The organism is Ktedonobacterales bacterium, assembly GCA_036557285.1.
Classification (GTDB): domain Bacteria; phylum Chloroflexota; class Ktedonobacteria; order Ktedonobacterales; family DATBGS01; genus DATBHW01.
Map to the genome: position 1 here is coordinate 78,885 of DATBHW010000060.1, position 18,330 is coordinate 97,214.

Here is an 18,330-nt window from a genome sequence, read left to right on the forward strand (position 1 = left end):
TACGATGACGATAGATTGGAAACACATACGAAAAGAATACACTGACTATAGCAGCGATTCCGGTGCAGCGCCTTGCATGCTTCATGCAGCGCCATCCCCGCGTTATGGCGAGCGTTCGGACGCTGCTGCCACGACACGAGGCGCCGCCTCTGGCTGGGGCAATGTTGCTGCGTAAGCTTCCAGCGCAGCGCGATCTTCCTCAGAGATCGTTGTTTCTAATTCCTGCTCCAGGCGCTTCTTTTTCAGGGCTATCGCCCAGCAAGAGCGCGTGGCGCACAGATAAGCGCCCCGGCCCGACTTCTTCCCCGTCGGGTCCATTTCGACATGCCCCTCTGGTGTGCGCACAATACGCAGCAATTCCCGCTTTGGCTTGACCTGATGGCAGGCAACACACGTGCGCTGAGGCACATGCCTGGGGCGCTTGGGAGCATTGGCGCGCTTACCTTGCGCAGCTTGAGCAGAGGTTCCAGTCACCTCGCTGCCTCCCTTCTTTATCAGAGCATCAAGAGCAGAGCGATTTCTCGCTTCTGTGTTCATATTCAGCGACGCCAGGCAGATCAGTCGTTAAACGCATCCAGGTCAAGGCTGGAGAGATCAAGGCCACCCAGCGGCGCCTTGCGCGGCTCACGCTCCATCACCAGATCCTTCGCGGGAGCGGCTCGCTCGGCGTCTTCTTCGCGGGGCTGCTCACCTGGCTTGATCACATCAACACGCCAGCCTGTCAGCCGGGCAGCAAGTCGGGCGTTTTGCCCATCCTTGCCGATGGCAAGCGAGAGCTGCTTCTCGGCAACCGTCACCAGGGCTGTATGGTCAGACTCCCTCAAGTCCACTTGCAGCGGCTTCACCGGGCTGAGCGCGTTCGCAACAAACGTCGCTTGATCAGGATCCCACAGGATAATGTCAATCTTTTCCCCGTTGAGTTCGTTGACAATATTATTGATGCGCGTACCCCGCACGCCAACACAAGAGCCAATCGGATCAAGCCCTTCCTGGCGCGCCCAGACAGCAACCTTCGACCGGCTGCCTGGCTCGCGGGCAATGCCCTTGATCTCGACATACCCATCGAAAATCTCTGGCACTTCCAACTCAAACAGGCGCTTGACGACATTGCGATGAGTGCGCGACACCATCACTTGCAGGCCCTTCCCCTGGCTCCTGCGAATGTCATAGACATAGACCCGCAGGCGCTGGCCGACGCGATACTTTTCAGCCTGTACCTGCTCGCGCGGCTCCAACAGCGCCTCAGCCCCATTCAGATCAAGCACAAAGGTATCTTTATCCCTATCGCTGCGCCGCACGATGATGCCCAGCACCAGATCATCCAGTTTATCTTTCAGGCTTTCGTACAGATATTCTTGCTCCGCCTCGCGGATGCGCTGCAAAATCACCTGTTTGGCTGTCTGTGCCGGAATGCGGTTAAAGATGGCTGGGGATTCTACCTCGATCATCTCGCCGAGCGCGGCTTTCGGGTTCAACTGCTGAGCTTCGCCGAGCGAAATCTCCTCGTTGGCATCACCCACCACCGCGACGACATGCTTTGCCGCCCAGATGCGAATGTCGCCCCGTTTGTCTACTTCAATACGGACGTTGTTTCCACGCCCCGTACTCTTCTGATACGCTGCCAGCAGGGCTTTGGCGACGGTCTCCATCACCACATCCTGCGGTAGCTTCTTTTCGGAAGTAAGCTGCGAGATTGCAGCTTGAAACTCACTTCTCATGCTGCCACCCTCCCGCCGGCAGATCGCCGGAACAACTCCACGACCCTGCTCCACCCTAAAAGGTCTATCCAAGCAGAAAAGTGGGGGGCGCCCACTTTTCTTACGTACATCCCTCGTTTTCTGACGTATTATATCACGTTCAGCCGCGCTCCGCAACTACTACTCAGCCTCCTTGCTTGAGGCGTTTCTTGCGCTTCCTTGCAGTTGACGCCGCAGCGCCTCAACCCGTATACTCTTAGCAGGGGATACCTATCTCTAGAGAACGAATTGCCTGACGCCCGACGCCTGGCCCTGCCTCAAAGGAGAGCGAGAAGATGGCTGTGCAGCTTGTTGACGAAGAAAAATTGATGATGGAGGTGGTGCGCGAACTCGCCCGCAAGAAAGTCGCGCCGCGCGCCGCCGACATAGACGCTACCGGCCAGTTCCCCTGGGACATCAAAGACCTGCTGGCCGAGCAAGGCATCCTGGGGATGCCCTTCCCGGAAGAGTATGGCGGCATCGGCTCCAGCAAGCTCTCTATCGTCATGGTCATCGAGGAATTGGCGAAATATTGCGTCACCACCTCGCTCATCCTCGCTGTGCAGCAGCTTGGCACCCTGCCCATTGCGCTGGTCGGCTCCGACGACCAGAAGCGCCGCTACTTCCCGCGCTGCGCCAGCGGTGAATGGCTGGCGGCCTACGGCCTCACCGAGCCAGGCTCCGGCTCCGATGCTGGAGGTATGCGCACTCGCGCCGTCAAGAAGGCTGATACATATATCCTCAATGGCTCGAAACGCTTCATCACCAACGCCGGTCTGGCGCACGTCAACGTCGTCTTTGCCGTCACCGACCCCGCTAAAGGGACGCGCAGTGGCATCAGCGCCTTTATCGTTGAAAAAGACTCCCCTGGCTTCGGCATCGGCAAAATCGAAGAGAAGATGGGCATTCGCGGCTCGCAGACTGGCGAACTGCTCTTTGAGGACTGCGAAGTCCCCGCCGAAAACCTGCTGGGACGCGAAGGTGATGGCTTCAAGATCGCTTTGATGACATTGGACCGCACGCGCCCCGGCATCGGCGCGCAGGCGGTGGGCGTGGCGCAGGGAGCGATTGATTTCGCTGTCCAGTACACCAAAGAGCGCGTGCAGTTCGGCAAGGCGCTCGCCGAAAACCAGGGTCTTCAGTTCATGCTGGCCGACATGGCAACCAAAGTCCAGGCGTCCCGCTTGCTGGTCTATGACGTGGCCGAGCGCATTGATCGCGGCGAAAGCGATGTGAGCCGCTATTCGGCAATGGCAAAACTCTTTGCCTCAGACACCGCTATGGAAGTGACCACCGATGCCGTCCAGCTTCTCGGCGGCTACGGCTACATCAAGGATTACCCCGTCGAACGGATGATGCGCGACGCCAAGATCACTCAGATATACGAAGGTACTAACCAGATTCAGCGCGTGGTCATTGCCCGCGATCTGCTCAAGTGAACGTATCCCATGACGAAAGCCAGGGGCTTCTACAGCCCCCTGAAGCGGCCTTCGATAACGACAGAGGATATACCGTTGTGGCCCCAGGCATCGGCGATATAGCCTGAGCCTTGAATGAATAGGAAAGAAGGAGCAAACACCGATGGACCAAATATCAGCAGGCGATACCTTCAAGTACATGCAGGAACACTTCAACGCTTCCGCAGCCAAGGGCGTGGATGCAACCCTTCAGTGGGATCTCTCCGGTGACGGCGGCGGCTCCTGGGCGTTAAAAATTGCTAATGACGCCTGCGAGCTGATTGAGGGCGGCGTTGATGCCCCCACCACCCGTTTTAAGCTTGCCACTGAAGATTGGCTGGCAATCACGGCTGGCAAGCTGAACGCGATCAACGCCTTTATGACCGGCAAGCTGAAGGTGGAAGGCGATCAGGGCCTTGCCATGCGTGTAAACTCCCTCTTCCCCTCACCCCAATAACGCTTCAGAGCGAGCAAGAACGCTTGGTCTACCGTTCTTGCTCGCTCTGGCAATGGGTCGGCAGATGCTCAGTAGCGCAGGCGTATTTGTTCAGCGATTGCCTCAGCCAACTCATCTGGAGGTTGCAGGCCATCCAGTACCAAATCTGCATGCTCGCTCACTTGCTGTTGCCGCCGATAAACTTCCCCGATGCGCTCCGTCAGGTAGTCCTGGGCAAAGGCAAGCGGGTCAAAGCGCAAAGCAGGGTTGGCGGCATCTCGAAGGAGCTTGCGGCAGAGCGAAATGTCCAGGGGAATTGCTATGTGGGCCACGAAATCAATCAAAGGCTTCAGTTCGTCTCGATCTCTGCCCCAGGGTTCTTCCAATACGATATAGGGAGCCGACTCGACTACCTGCCCGCTTTTTGGAGAAACAACCGCTCGGCCTTCACGCAACGCGCGTACATCCTCTACCAGTTGCGGAATGTTGGCCCATTGGTTTGGGTCACATCCCTGCTCTACCCATTGACGAATATCCGGGTGCCAGTGCGCCACAGCCCTATAGTGATCATAAAAGAGCGTGGTCGCATTCCCCAATAGGGTCGCCACCTTTTCAACCAGAGTGGTTTTTCCTGCGCCACTGGGTCCGCTAATAGCAATCACAACGACTTCCCGAGTGGGCATGCGCTTCCCTTCCATCTTTTAGAAGAGGATTCCCAGGGGTATTGCTACGCTATCAATACCCCGTCAGCCGATCAATCATGCCGCGCTCCTTCGCCTGGTGTTCGATCCAGCGATAGAAGAAAAACGAACACACCGCGCTGAGCGCGGCGCTCAGCAGGATGATGAGCAGCAGCCGCCAGTTATCGAACTGCGCCAGCAGCGGACTGATGGGGCCAGTGATTGTGCCGCCGCGTCCATTGGAGGCTGTTCCCACGATAATCCCCCCGTTCAGGGCGCGGCGCATCCCCTCCAGCCAGTAGGTGATCGGCATTGCCAGCGTCACCTGCTTCAGTACTGGCGGCAGAATATCGGGCGGGAAGTAAGCGCCGCTGAAGAGCAGCAGCATCCCAGCCGTCACTTCGCCAATAGCCTCTCCATGCCTGGCGACCAGCAGCGCGATGCCAGCCAGGACAACCCCCAGGCTGGCGAGAATGACCAGCCCCAAGAGGAAATAGACGACAGCCCAGCCCCATTCGATCTGCGCCAGATTGAGATGCAGCCCCAGGAACAAGACACCAACCGCCAGCAAGATAGTCGCGGTCAGCAGCGCCACCAACGTTTTCGCCGTCGCCCTGCCGAGCAGATAGGGAAACCGGCGCGCGGGAGAGGTAAAGATGTATTTCAGCATCTTATACGCTTCCCGGTCATCGAAGATCGTCCAGGCCAGCCCCGCCATCGTCTGAATGACCAGGACAAAGAAGGCGTTGCTGATATAGAGATACGAGAAGTACCCGCCGCTCTGGCCGCGCGCCACGACTTCATACATCACCAGCAGCATCAAGGCCGTCGCCAGCGGGCGCAAGATGGTGAAGCTGAAGAAGACAAAGGGATCAGCCCAGTTACTCTCGATCTGCCAGCCCAGCCAGGCGGCAATGCGAAAAGTACGCGCGCCCTCGCGGATGCTCTCACGCAGAGCGGCATAGCGCGCGGGTCGGCGTATGGCGTCAATCATAGTTCACACCCTCTACTGCCAGCGCAGGCTCAGCCGAGCCTCAACTTTTGCCAGCCATTCCATGCGCTTGAGCAAGAAATAGGCGCTGGCAATAAAAACAATCCCCATCCCGCCCAGGATCAGCACCTCGGTGGCGGGTGGCAAGACCCCGATGATCTGCCCAGGAAAGAGCAACTGCCGCAGCGCATCCAGCGCAAAGCTCACCGGGATAACGGCGGAAAAGAGGCTCAGGACGCCAGGGACGCTGCTAAATAACTTACTGAGGGGAAAGTTCATCCCCGACAGAAAGTACACCGGCTCGGTCAGCGCCAGCGAAACTTGCCAGGCTTCGCGCCCCCACATCAAGAAGACGGAACTGAGGACCATCCCCAAGCCATAGAGGGCGACCATTGCCACCACAAAGACGAGCAAGGCAAACGCCCACTGGCTGCCATCGAGGCTCACGCCAAAGATCAACGTGCCAATCACCGCAATCGTGGCCGCCCGCAGCGTACTCATATACAGCCCGCCAACACCCATGCCCAGCAGAATCGCCATCAGCGAGGTGGGCGAGAGGACGTAGAGTTCCAGGTTCCCTTCCTGCTTATCCCAATAGAGTTGGGAGGCCATCATCCAGAGGATATTCAGCCAGTAGGTCGCCATCGCGCCGCCCAGAATCACGAAGCCAACATAGGCTTCTGGCGCGTGCAGCGCCCGGTAGAGGAAGACAAACGCCGACGTATTGACCAGCGGCACAAATATCTCGAAGAATACCCAGCTTAGCTCGCGGTTGGCCCCAAAGACACGCGGATAGGCGCGCGCGTACATCGTGCGCAGAACCAATCTCATTCCTGTGCTTTTCTCCACAGTTTGCTCCCTTAATCGCTGCTGCGCAGGGTGCTAACCCTCATTATGATTTTCAGCGGTTAGGCTGCGGCCAGCCAGCGCAACAGTGCTAACCCCCATTCGCGTCTTCAGCGGTTAGGCTGCGGCCAACCAGCGCAACAAAAACATCCTCCAGGGTCGGCTCATTCTTCTGGAGGCTGAGAATGCGCCCCTGCTGCTCCGTCAAGGCGTTGATCACCGAGCCAATCGCCGCCTCGGCCTCAAGAATGAACTTGAGTCTATACGCGCTGCCGCTCTCGTCGGCTTCGCCAATCACGCGCACCACGCCAGGCGCGTGTTCCAGAGCCTCGATAGTGCGCTCGGTGATGCCCGAAGCGGTCACCTCGAAGACCGGCTGCTTCTGGAGCAGATGTTTCAGGTTGGCGGGTGTATCGCAGGCCAGCACAGCCCCGTGATCAATGATAGCGATGCGGTCACAGAGTTCGTCGGCCTCGGCCATATAATGCGTGGTGAGCAGCACGGTGCGGCCAGGGTTCTGCTGCATCCACTCGCGGGTGAAGCGGCGGACGATGCGCGCCGCGTTGATGTCCAGGCCAAGCGTTGGCTCGTCCAGAAAGACCACCTTGGGATCGGTGATAAAGCCCCGGCAGAAGTTCATGCGCTGGCGCTGGCCGGTGCTGAGGCCGCTGATGCGCGCGTTCGCGTGGCTCTCCAGTTCCACGACCTTGAGCATGTCAGCAATGCGCTGATTGGCATCTTTCCAACTGATGCCATAGAACTGACTGAACATCCAGAGGTTCTCGCGCACCGTCAGAATGCCATAACCGCTGGTTTCGCCGCCGCTGACCATGCTGATACGCCGCCGCACCTCCTGAGCTTGCCTGACGACATCCAGGCCATCAACGTAACAGAAGCCACCGCTTGGAGCCAGCAGCGTCGTCAGAATCTTAATCAGCGTCGTCTTGCCTGCCCCATTCGGCCCCAGCAGGCCGAACAACTCGCCCTGGGAGACCTCCAGGTTGACATCATTGAGGGCAACGAGCGTTTTTTGCTTTTCTCCCTTGCTATCTTTCTGCCGACGCAGCTTATAGATTCGGCTGACATGCTCGGTCTTGATCGCCAGCGGGCGGGCGCCATGGTGATGAGCCGATTGCTCATCGAATGCAAGACCTGAGCGCATGTCAGCCTCTCCGGTACCATCTATAAGAGCCTCTTTTGTATTCGGCATTCGCTTCTCAAGCTCCAATCTGAAGTGTCCTATCGGCTTTGATAGGATGGGCCAATTGATCAAGTGGACTGGAAGCGGACAGAGCGGCGCGCCGCTCTGTCCGTACCCCTCTCTCTGCGCCAGATCGTTAGCCGTTACGCTTGAGCCTTCCGGTGCGCTTGGCGTAGCGTTCTGCCCTGCGGAAAATCCAGAGTCCCGCGGGAATGCTGATTATCCCGGCCAGCAGCAAAGGCCAGATGTCTCCCCAGAGCGCCGTCAGGGGTTGATCGTTGAGCAAGCCTGCCCGCATCCCATCCAGCACATACGTGGCCGGCGAGATGCGCGCAATGACCTGCATCCAGCCAGGCAGCACGCTGATGGGATAATAGACGCCCGACACCAGCAGGATCAGCGCCCGCACGATATAGGCCATCTGCGCGCCGCGCTCGGTATAGAGCAGCGGCAGAATTGCCGCCATGATCCCGAAGCCAATAAAGGAGACGCTGCCAATCAACAGCATGCCCACGCTGGTCAGGACATTAGCGTGGCTCAAATCGAGGTGGAAGAAGAGGCTGATGACCACAAGCTGCACAGCCACGAAGAACAAGCCATGCACCACAGCAAAGAGGCAGCTTCCCAGCAGTTGTGTCAGCCGGGCAATGGGCGCCATGAAGGTATATTCAATCGTCCCTTCCCAACGCTCAATGGTGATCGTCTCTGTCACCTGATCGAAGGCCACGCTCAGGTAGCTCCACACCACCGTTCCGATCATGAGATAGAGAATGAAGTAATTGGTATCAATCGGCGTCCCGGTGATTAAGGGAGCACTCACCCCGATGTAGGTTACGCTGATGGCGTTGACGATGTTATAGACCAGCCAGACCACTTCCCAGGCCCAGTAACGCTTGGTCAGGTTCATATTCCGCTCAAAGAAGGCATAGGAGGCGCGGGCATTGCGCACGACTCCAGCAGGTAAGACCATTCGTCCGTTCCTCCGATTCTTGTGCCTGGACACTCCGTACTACGTGTGGATACTCTTGCTATTGCCGTTCTGCCACCGAGGGGGATGCCACAGCTATGGCATCCCCCGATGACAGCCTTTAGATCAACGCCAGCGGCCTACACAGCCCTGCCAGCAACTCTTCGAGCAACAGGCAGCGCTCCAGCGGCACGCTGCGCAGGCCATGTGGCGCCAGCCGAAGCTGTGCCAGGTTCCAGAGCCGATCCAGGTCGCTCCACTCGCCAAACGGCTCTGGCTCAGCCAGAATCTGGCGCCACGTCTCCTGAATACTTTCCGTAACCAGCTCGCAGACCAGCGCCGTATCCTCGACCCAGAAGGCCAGGAACGCCGCAATGACCGCCTGCTCAACCGGCTGCACTTCAGGCTCGGCCAGGAGGCTCACCAACACCTCTTCAATTGCCTGGCGCTCGACGCTGGTGAAGCCCTGGCGGTAGGTGTAGAGCCGGACAAAGAGTGGCTCCCACCAGTCGCCAAGCACTGGCTCGCGGACCAGATGCGCCAGAATCGCGGGCCAGTAGTAGCGGATCGCCTCGTTATCAAAGTGGCCGGTCTGGGCGACGATCCACTCGACCTGAGCGCCACTGAGCGCGTAGATGGGAGTTGCCCAGATGGCGCGCACCTCAGCCTCGTGAATCAGGCACCCTTCGCATAACAGGTATGACTTCGGGTGGCGGGCAAAGACCCGATCCACCGTTCGCAGTCTTATATCGAGCATTGCTCGCTCCTCTTTGCTTTCACCAGAGAACGGGAGGAGCGAGGCCAGCAGCGCGACTGGCTCACCGAGAGCGCCTGTTGCGCTGTCCGATGGGGCTAGTCGTCGCTCTCCTCGTCCTCCTCCTCACCCTCAAACTCTTCCCAATTGCGTCCGGTATAGTGCATGAAGACATCATGCAAACTGGCCGGACCATCCCTGCCCTGCAACACGCCTACCTGCCGCTTGAGCGCATTTGGCGTATCCATTGCCACAATGCGCCCGCCATCAATGATGGCAATCCGGTCACAGAGGGCGTCCGCCTCGTCCATGTCATGTGTCGTCAGCAGGATCGTTGCATCGTGTGTATCGCGCAGTTCGCGCACAAAATCCTGTACATCCGCTTTAGAGCGCGGGTCCAGGCCGGTAGTTGGCTCATCCAACAGGAGCAGCACTGGCGCGGTTAGAAAGGCTCGCGCAATCGCTACCTTCTGCTGCATGCCCCGCGACATATTCTCCAACCCTTGTGAGATGCGATCAGGCTTGATGCCCAACCGAATCAGAATCTCGTAAATCTCTTTACGCGCCTGTGGGCCAGGCATGCCATACAAGCGAGCCGCGTAGATCAGGTTCTCATAGGGGCTAAGCTTCTTAAAAAACGCCGCATCAACGCTCACCCGATTGATCAGCCGCTGCACCCTGCGCTCATCCTTCTCGACATCGTAGCCAAAGATGCGCGTGGTCCCCTCGTCAGGAACGAGCAGCGTTGAAATCAGACGGATCAAGGTTGATTTCCCCGATCCATTCGAGCCAAGAATGCCGAAAATCTCGCGGCGCTTCACCGTCAGCGTCACATTGTCCACCGCTCGCACTACTCGTCCAGCGCTTTTGCCATTTTTACCGTGCTGCTGTCCCGGTCTCAGCGCCCACAGCCGGGAAGCCAGCGACCGCTGCTTGTAGAAGCGTTTGGAAACATGCGAGACCACCAACGCATCTTCCTGCAACAGTTCGGGGGTAATCTCGATCATGCCTCGCCACTGCGCTGGCTCCTGCTCGGAGCCATATCTGGCCGGGTCTATCTCTAATGCGTCAAGCTGCGCTGAACTTTGGCTAACCATCGAACTCTACCTCCCGCCTTCCGCACCTTCGCGGTCAGGCAGACGCTCAAGAAAGAGCGGTACTAGAAACTACGTTCTTTTTGCCCCTTGCTATTCCGGTTGCAGGAGGCCCACACCCCACTCGCTCCCTTGTACCAACTATACTCAATGATTCCTGACAGCCACTGTCAGGAAAGCGACGCCGTTGCCCAGTTCACGCTCATGACCATCCTCCTGCTGTACCTGTACCATCCAATGTCTCTGCTGTGAATGTCCTTTGGGACAGGCTTACCACTGGCTTTTCGCCGTACACGCGCTACGATTCACCACTATTGTACCAGAGATACGTTACAAAAGCAAGGGCAGCATTATTTTTAATTTATTTATGATGCTGTAGACAATCTATTAAATATAGATATTTTTGGCGCAATCAAGAGCATAAATCGCCACATTGTGGCATCTTTTGGCGCGAACTCCAGATAGGGCAGAGAGATGCAGAGCACCAGAAGTATCTTGCAGAGGCAAAAAAAACCGTCGGCACTGCATCTTTCGCGTGCCCACGGTCGGGAGCTTACTGTTTAGCTCAACAAGTCAGGGCTTATATGAGCAAGCTGCCAGAGAGATGGGCGCGCGACGGCCAGCAAGGCCCCCGCCGCTGTGGACGTTCAACGCCCCAGCGCAGGGCACAAAGGCGCGCGGTCGCAGCGTGATGCTGCGGGGTTGATCATCTCGTTGCATGTGCCCATCTCCTTTCGTAAAGTCATTGCAAGTATAAGGCATACAACCAGGAAAAGTCAAGAGGGGTAGGAAGCAATTTTTGCCAGGAAAGCGCGGATTGCGCGCTTTCCTGGCAAACGCTTATTTCACTCTTCTGTGGCGACGTTCCTGGAGCAGGCGCGCCCAGACCAGGGGGTTCAATGAGGGCCGACGCATCACCGCGCGCACCAGACTTCCCCGCAGACGGCGCCAGAGTTGGCGCAGTTCCGCCAGCACACCCGATTCCGCATCAGCCGCTCCCCAGCGATCCTGCACGTACAATTCGCTCAGACGCTGGAGCGATTCGGATTGGACCGGCAAGTGCTGCTGCAACCCGTCCATGTATTCAAAGGGGGTTTGTGTGGGTTTCGGTTTGAGTCCGGCCCAGCCTGCCAGCAGCGTCACCCGCCCAAATGTTTGCGCCACCGGACTCATTCCCCGGAACAGCCGACGCCACCAGATTGCCGTTGCGCCGAACAGCAGGATAAGTACCGCCAGCATTCCACTGGCCCCCAGGAGCAAACGCATGCGCAGATCAGCCGCCTGCGCCTGCGCCGAGCCTGAGTCTAATCCGCTGTTGGGGTCGATCCCCACCCTGGGTGTTGGCTTTGATACAGGGGTCTGGTCCTGCCCAGGCGTTTCGGTACCGGTGGGTGTCACGCTGGGAAGCGGGCGAATCACGGACGAGAAGCCTGTCGAGGGTTCGAAGTTAACCCAGCCATACTTGGGAAAATAGATTTGCGCCCAGGTATGGGCGTCAGTACCCCTGACGACCCAGCGCCCGCTGTCCTGATCAAATGTACCGTTGGTATACCCTGAGGCCACCCGCGCAGGTATATTCAGCATGCGCGCCAACATCACCATCGCGCTGGCAAAATAGGTACAGAATCCTTTCTTTGACTGAGTGAGGAACCAGGCGACCACATCTTGATTGCCGGGAGGATCGGGATTATGCTGGCTATATTGATAGCCAGAGCGCAGATGGTTCTCTATCGCCTGGACCATATCGTACATATTCGTTTTCCCGCTTGTCCAATCCAGCGCCAACTGACGTATTTGCTGGTCAGATTGCAGGTCGAGGGGAACCTGAGTATAGCGCGTCAGCAGGTCCGGCGGATAAAAGAAATCGCCCCCTCCCTGAGCATCGGCAGGCAGCGGAACCTGACGCAGCGTATTCTCATCAGCCAAAGAGACAAAGGATGTGGCCGTATAGTTCTGTCCTCCAACCAACGGCCCGCGAGCGAAATAGGAGGTGAAGCCGCTCACATCCCTCGTCGTTCCCACCGGCACACTGAAGGAGGACGGGTCTGCCGCCGCGAAGATGAACTGGTTGGGGTTTCCTGACGGGGGGTTGACCAGATGGATATTCTGGTCAACGGGCACGTAGAGGGTTTTATCCACCCCTAAACTCTGCTTTGCGTCGAAGTTTCTGGTGGTGGTCCCCGTCACATGCCAGACCTGCCCATCGAAAAAATCTTGCGTCACGGCAATCAAGTATTGTCCTGAACTCTGGGTGGTATAGGTCAATATCACCGTATTGGGGAGATCAACGTTTCCGGTCAGCCGCAGTTGGTTGCTAAAATAGGCGCTGGAGCCAGGACCGCCGCGCACTTGAAACAGCCGTTCCCAGAGCTGCTGAGCCGAAACCCAGGGGTTGCTCGCACTGCTCCAGAAATTGGCTACCGATGTATTTTGCCCCGCTGTGGGCAAGATCCAGCCAAAGACCAGAATACCAACCGAGAAGAGCATGCCGGCCACCATAAAATCCCAGCCCAGATCGGCGGTGTAGCGCAGCGAGCGACGCCGCCATTGGCGATAGGCTTCGCTTAAATTAAAGCGCACCAGCAGCAGCAGCCCGGCGAGCAAGAAAATCGTCAGATAGATCAGGTCGCCGTTCGCATAGGACAGATTGATCAGCAAGACGATAGCAGTCGCCAGCGTCACCAGCCAGGGGCGGCGGGTGCGGGCCACCAGCCAGACACTGACATAGGCCAGAATGAAGCTCAGCACCGCCAGGAAGAGCAGGAACATCACATCATCATTGGTATCAGTATTGGGGGTAACAGCCTTCCTCAGCCAGATGATAAAATGCTCCCAGAGGCTGCCAATAGTGCCATGATAAGCCACTGCCGTCGCCCAAAAGGCGAGTAAGAAGCCCGCCGCCATCATGATCGCGTGCATCAGCAAGCGCGATAGTTTGTGCTGTTTGGCGGCAATGAATCCCAGCGCCAGACCGGCTCCGGTGGTCCAGGTCAGAATCTGCAACCCGTTCACCCAATTCACCGTCTGAATACTCCAGACGGCGCTGTAGATCACGAACCCCAGGAAAATGAACGTGGCCCAGCCTTCCTCTGGCCGAAGCGGTATTTTGCGCCATCCTGGAAAGAGTGAAGGGCGGTCTGGCTGAGGCGGCAACGCCTCTTGTTTATCTTCTTGCTTGCTTTCTTGCATGGTGGCCTGCATGGCACACTCCTCGCGGGCAGAAAACAGATACTCTGCCAGCCTGGCTTTCTAAACCACTGCGCTCAACGATGGCTTTTTTGCTTATTTTCTGTCCAGGAAGCCAACCTGGCTACCTTAAATACGTAAGAGCGAGCGATACCCTGCTCTCTTCTATAAAGACGCCTGGCCTGGCTGAATTGTTCATCTCTTTTCAAGCAAAGACCTTGCTCTATGCATATCCTATGGCTGTACGCATGATGGCAGCAAGGCGCCATCATGTTCTGGTTAGCCAATTGGCCCCCGTTCCAGTACACGCAGCAACGGGTCGCCCCGATTCACCACCAGCGTCGGCACCCCCAGGTCAATCAAGCTATTGAGGGCGCGCGTGCTGCTGGGCAAATGATCGAAGGTACTGGGGTCAATAGACACCACCGCTGTTTTCACGCCGCGGCGCTGCAAGTGACGCAAGCCGACCTGCCAGTCCTCTTGCCAGGAAGGGGTGATGACAATCGCCATCGTGTTGCGAGCAAAATGAAGGCCATCCAGCGCCAGAGCTTCTGCAAGCGATGGGCCACTCCCGGCATGCACCAGCGCCAGCACTTCCAGGAGACGATCAATCTGTCGATCCCCGCGATCCAGCGCGACAAACTCGCGGCGGCCTGAGTTCACCACCAGGCCAACCGAAATGTCCTGGCGCAGCAGATAAGCGGCAAGCGTCGCGGCAATCGTGACCCCATATTCTTCCGTCGAGCTATCGCCCTGGCCTGCCTGCACACCCTCGTTCAGATCGAGAAAAATCCAGGCGTCAAGCGTGGGGTCTAATTCGTACTCCCGCACCATCAGCGTACCTATGCGGGCAGTGGAGGGCCAGTGAATATGATTGACGCTATCGCCAGGAACATACTCACGAATAGAGGCGGCGTTCGTCGTTGTTTGCAGGGAACGCTGCGAGCCGCGCCCACGACCAGGGATGCCGCCAGGGAACAGGGTAAACTGTGAAAGCGGCAAGACCACCGGCAGGACGACGAGCGAACGCTCCGCCCAGAGGGGCAGATTCCGGCGAAACAGGCCCAGCGGATCACCAGTTGTAGCGATGGCCGGACCAAGCGTGTATTTGCCCCGGCGGCGGCAGAGCGTGCGCGACTTCCAGGCAACCCGCCGCCTTCCCCCCAGGCTGGCGACATACCCCGCGTGATGGCCGGGCAGCGTCGAGTTATCCGCCACCTGCACCCAGAGTTTGGGGAACCAATGGTGGTTTTCCAACACCAGGCGCTCTTCAAGAATCTCGCCTGCCTGCACCCGCCCGCTGGGCGAGCCGCGCGAAAAGCGCAGCCCTTTCACGCTCAGGACTGTCCAGAAATAGGAGACAACCACCATCAACACCAGCACATACATCACCACATAAAGGGGATGCCAGCCGGTGGCAAGGGCCAAAAAGGCCATGAACAGCGCAAGGAGAATCGCCTGCCAGGGGCGCATAGTTAGCGCCTCCCTACCCAGGCTTTGGGCACCGGCACACTCTCAAGGATCTCGTCAAGGACCGCGCTGGCTGTCACGCTGCGCACCCGGGCCGCAGGAGCAACAATAATACGATGCGTCAGCGTCGCCTTGACCAGCGCCTTCACGTCGTCGGGAATCACATACTCCCGGCCCCGCAGCGCCGCCAGCGCCTGAGAGGTGCGGAAAAGCGCCAGCGAGCCTCGCGGGCTGACACCGAGATAGACATCCTGATGATGGCGCGTTGCCTGGGCAATAGCGACGACATACTCTCGAATAGAAGAATCCGCGTGAATCTCGCGGATCTGCGCCTGAATATCCTGAAGCTCTTCAGCCCCAATCACCTGCCCAATATTTTCCAGCGGGTGCTGGCGCTGTTGGCGATCAAGAATGCTGACCTCATCCGTCAGGCCAGGATACCCCAGGCTGATATTCATCATGAACCGATCAAGCTGGGCCTCTGGCAGCGGAAAGGTACCTTCATACTCAATCGGGTTCTGCGTCGCCATTACAATAAAGGGCTGAGGTAAGAGATAGGTATCACCATCAACGGTGATCTGGCTTTCTTCCATGGCCTCCAGCAAGGCCGATTGGGTCTTGGGGGTGGCGCGGTTCACCTCATCGGCCAGCACGAACTGGCTCATGATTGGACCAGCCCGAAACTCAAAGTTGCTCGTCTTCTGGTTGTAAATGGACACGCCGGTCACGTCGCGCGGCATCAGGTCGGGAGTAAACTGAATCCGCTTAAAAGTACAGCCGATGGATTTTGCGATAGCCTTGGTCAAGACGGTTTTCCCCACCCCTGGGACATCCTCAATTAACACGTGACCCCGGCACAAAACAGAAATCAAGGTCAGCCGCACGGCATCGCCCTTCCCGATGATGACCTGCTCAACGTTTGCCGTAATCCGTTGAGCAACCTCGGCGATTTGTTGCACCGTTTGCTGCACTGTGCGATCCTCAACTCTCACAAGCTTTCCTCAATTGTTGAAAGGCCATAACGAGACAGACAAGAGAGGAAAAGAGACGAAATTGCTCTGCTCATCATAGCGACGACCAATTCAGCAAGCTCCCCTGCAAAGTCTACTCATATGGGCAAAAAGTATTCCAAGGGGGTCTGGTTAAAATTACTACGCTACGAGGATGCGCAATTTCACACTATCAGGCGGGCGGAGTCACATTGCCCCTCATCAACCTCCCTGTTGATAGAAAGGAAGCCTCACGGCTGAGATTGTAACATCCTTCCTTATAGCTGGTCAAGAGGATACAAGGCGAGGGGTTCCACCAATGATCGGGGGTCACTTGTAGCGCCGCCTTCCAGGCGGCCACCGCTGCGCCAGGGCGAGCGTTTGCCCTCCAGGCCAGCGGACCAGCAGGCCAACGCTGGCCGCCAAGATGGCGGCGCTACCAGTAACACGCCTCGCTTGCCAACACCTCAGATTTGGGAGAACCAAGGCGAGGCAGCGGAGAAAGTGCTTTGTCCCCTGCGCTTGCCCCTTCTATCATACCTATACGCAGAGGGCAACAGAGGAAAAGAACTTTTGGCTTGCCGCCTGTCTCTTCAGCGACATCAGAGCGCCAGCCGCGAACGGTGGTGGAGGAGATAGAGCATCATCGCCTGCTTGTAATCTTCCATCGTCGCTTGCTTTGTCGAGGTCACACGATAGCACAACGTCACGAGAGATTCGATCACCTGAAGCTCGGCTTCTTCCAGCGCAGCCGTTCGGCGCAGTTCGGCCACCAGTTCAGGGGCGTCACGCCCGGCAAGATCAATCTGATGGCTCACGGCAGCCATCTTGACCCAGGTAGAGATTTGATGCTGAAGCTGCGCAAAGATCATCACGTCTCCATCCGTCATCCCCCTTGCTGCCTCTACTGGCGCTCCCTGTTCCTGGGCATCCAGGGGGGCAGAGCCGCCGCGCTGACCAGAAAGAGGCTCGCTTGCCCAGGAGACCTCCGATGCCTCCTGAGCAGCGCCCAGTGCGCCGCTTTGCTTTTGCGCTGTGGCCCCGGAACGGCTTCTATCTGCTGACTCTTCCGGGCCAGCGGTTGGCTGTGGGTTGGCTGTCCATTCCAATTTTTCCCGCGCAGCAATCCGATTGGTCAGCGCAGTAAACAGGGCATCAACCTCTTCATCCGTCTCGCCAGGAGGCAGGGAAGCTGGAGCTTCAGCCTGCTGAGAGGCCGACGTGAGATCAAGACTGGCCGAGCGCGAATCGCGCAAGTAATCGCCATATAACTCTGCCAGATCGGGCGGCAGGTCAGGCAAGTGCGGAACCGCAAAGGATTCGGGCAAATCAGAAAGATCAAGCAGAGGTTGGTCAGAGCTGGCTGCATCAGCAGAGGCGGCTGGCTGAGAACTCATTGCTGGCTGAGGGGCTGGGGTTGGCTGGACTGGCGGAGGTGGAGGTGCTTCCCGCTCGATTGGCGCGCTTTCAGGTGGCATTGCCGAAGGGATCTCAAATGACCTATCAACCGGGCGACTGATCGTGGGCAAGCGACTCGGCCCCGGAAACAGATTTCGAGCGCCTGGCTCGCGCTCCATCACTGGCGATGGACGCAGAGTCTGTTCTTCTAGCCCATTGCGCGAGCCATTGTCGGCATCGTGGCCCAATGTGGCACGAGAGGTAGCTGCTGAAGTCCCGTTGGTTGATCCAGCCGGAGCCAGGCGGCGTTCAGGGTCCACAGGGGTTAGCACTCTGGTAGGATAGGCGCTAATGTCTATCAGCGCCGCCTCATGAGGGCGTGTCCCGCCAGCGACAGCGTTCGCGGCTCTCTGGCCGCCAGTACTGCGAAGATAGACCAGCGTTGTCTGAAGCACCTGGGTTGATTTTTCAATCTGTTCCCAGGTGATTTCCCGGAACCCCTCGCTGATCGCTCGCCACGATTCTACCAGACGCGCGCGCCCAAAGGCGCTGGCATCATCCACAGCCAGATAATCCATCAAGCCCCGCGCCACACTTACAGCAAGCAGAGGCACGCGCGCCCGCGCCGCAGCCACCTGGCGCGTAGAAGCTGTTGCCATCAGCGCACGATTCATATCAATATAGCGCAGAAAGACCCGCTCGACAAAACGCCGGAACTCCATTGACGACGCATCCACAGCAGCAAGCGGGCCAAAGTTCACACTGTTGATATACGCCCAGACCTCCTGGCGCTTGCGCCGGTCTACTGGCCGTGTGCGCAGCATATTCAGCCGGTAATCGAGAAAGGCCGGGTAGCAGAAATTGGTAATAATGACCTCAGCCAGTTCGCTCTTCAAACGCTCAACCTGACGGGAAGTCAGGTGTCCCAAAGAGCCTCCCATCGTACTCGCTCCTCTCAACCGGCACAGACAGATATGATGTGCAAGTCAGCATCACACCTCTCTGCGTACACAAGACCAGAGCCAGATATTCCTTACCTGCGGACCTGTGGCCCCCAAGAGTCTACCATGACATGCTTTGCCAGGCAATGGTCGAGCAGCAACCTGGCAGGGACTATGCTATACT

At 57.9% G+C, this 18,330-nt stretch carries 15 protein-coding genes; 2 read left to right on the forward strand and 13 right to left on the reverse strand.

Annotation, left to right across the window (positions count from 1 at the left end):
- Positions 1–102: 102 nt before the first annotated feature.
- Both VH599_18215 and nusA read right to left on the reverse strand, forming a co-directional pair.
- Positions 103–474, reverse strand: coding sequence for a YlxR family protein (locus VH599_18215; protein ID HEY7350259.1), 372 nt, complete (start codon positions 472–474; stop codon positions 103–105).
- An 83-nt stretch (positions 475–557) separates the two neighbouring features.
- Entirely contained in the window at positions 558–1,718 is a 1,161-nt protein-coding gene (gene nusA, locus VH599_18220) for a transcription termination factor NusA (protein HEY7350260.1), read from the reverse strand.
- 314 nt (positions 1,719–2,032) lie between these two features.
- Between nusA and VH599_18225 the strand changes: the two genes are divergently transcribed.
- Both VH599_18225 and VH599_18230 read left to right on the forward strand, forming a co-directional pair.
- A complete protein-coding gene (locus tag VH599_18225; GenBank protein ID HEY7350261.1) occupies positions 2,033–3,175 on the forward strand; it encodes an acyl-CoA dehydrogenase in 1,143 nt (380 codons plus the stop codon).
- A gap of 142 nt (positions 3,176–3,317) precedes the next feature.
- Complete coding sequence (locus tag VH599_18230; protein ID HEY7350262.1) at positions 3,318–3,650, forward strand: SCP2 sterol-binding domain-containing protein; 333 nt, start codon at positions 3,318–3,320, stop codon at positions 3,648–3,650.
- Positions 3,651–3,718: 68 nt separating this feature from the next.
- Here the strand turns inward: VH599_18230 and VH599_18235 are convergent, their stop codons facing one another.
- From VH599_18235 to VH599_18285, 11 genes are all read right to left on the reverse strand, one after another.
- Positions 3,719–4,312 (reverse strand): hypothetical protein, encoded by a 594-nt coding sequence (locus VH599_18235; protein HEY7350263.1) that lies wholly within the window; start codon positions 4,310–4,312, stop codon positions 3,719–3,721.
- A gap of 52 nt (positions 4,313–4,364) precedes the next feature.
- Entirely contained in the window at positions 4,365–5,303 is a 939-nt protein-coding gene (locus tag VH599_18240; protein ID HEY7350264.1) for an ABC transporter permease, read from the reverse strand.
- Between the two features lie 12 nt (positions 5,304–5,315).
- The gene (locus VH599_18245) at positions 5,316–6,131 is read right to left on the reverse strand and encodes an ABC transporter permease (GenBank protein HEY7350265.1); all 816 of its coding nucleotides are present in this window, start codon (positions 6,129–6,131) and stop codon (positions 5,316–5,318) included.
- A 106-nt stretch (positions 6,132–6,237) separates the two neighbouring features.
- Positions 6,238–7,308, reverse strand: a complete 1,071-nt coding sequence (locus VH599_18250) for an ABC transporter ATP-binding protein (GenBank protein ID HEY7350266.1) — start codon at positions 7,306–7,308, stop codon at positions 6,238–6,240.
- A gap of 175 nt (positions 7,309–7,483) precedes the next feature.
- Positions 7,484–8,317, reverse strand: a complete 834-nt coding sequence (locus VH599_18255; protein ID HEY7350267.1) for an ABC transporter permease — start codon at positions 8,315–8,317, stop codon at positions 7,484–7,486.
- A gap of 118 nt (positions 8,318–8,435) precedes the next feature.
- Positions 8,436–9,071, reverse strand: a complete 636-nt coding sequence (locus tag VH599_18260; GenBank protein HEY7350268.1) for a hypothetical protein — start codon at positions 9,069–9,071, stop codon at positions 8,436–8,438.
- A gap of 95 nt (positions 9,072–9,166) precedes the next feature.
- Positions 9,167–10,165 carry an ABC transporter ATP-binding protein gene (locus tag VH599_18265; GenBank protein ID HEY7350269.1) on the reverse strand — a complete coding sequence of 333 codons (999 nt, stop codon included), beginning with the start codon at positions 10,163–10,165 and terminating at the stop codon, positions 9,167–9,169.
- 837 nt (positions 10,166–11,002) lie between these two features.
- The gene (locus VH599_18270) at positions 11,003–13,363 is read right to left on the reverse strand and encodes a transglutaminaseTgpA domain-containing protein (protein HEY7350270.1); all 2,361 of its coding nucleotides are present in this window, start codon (positions 13,361–13,363) and stop codon (positions 11,003–11,005) included.
- Between the two features lie 264 nt (positions 13,364–13,627).
- Complete coding sequence (locus VH599_18275; GenBank protein HEY7350271.1) at positions 13,628–14,821, reverse strand: DUF58 domain-containing protein; 1,194 nt, start codon at positions 14,819–14,821, stop codon at positions 13,628–13,630.
- A gap of 2 nt (positions 14,822–14,823) precedes the next feature.
- Positions 14,824–15,810 (reverse strand): MoxR family ATPase, encoded by a 987-nt coding sequence (locus tag VH599_18280; GenBank protein ID HEY7350272.1) that lies wholly within the window; start codon positions 15,808–15,810, stop codon positions 14,824–14,826.
- A gap of 599 nt (positions 15,811–16,409) precedes the next feature.
- Positions 16,410–18,146, reverse strand: coding sequence for a hypothetical protein (locus tag VH599_18285; GenBank protein HEY7350273.1), 1,737 nt, complete (start codon positions 18,144–18,146; stop codon positions 16,410–16,412).
- Positions 18,147–18,330: the final 184 nt, after the last annotated feature.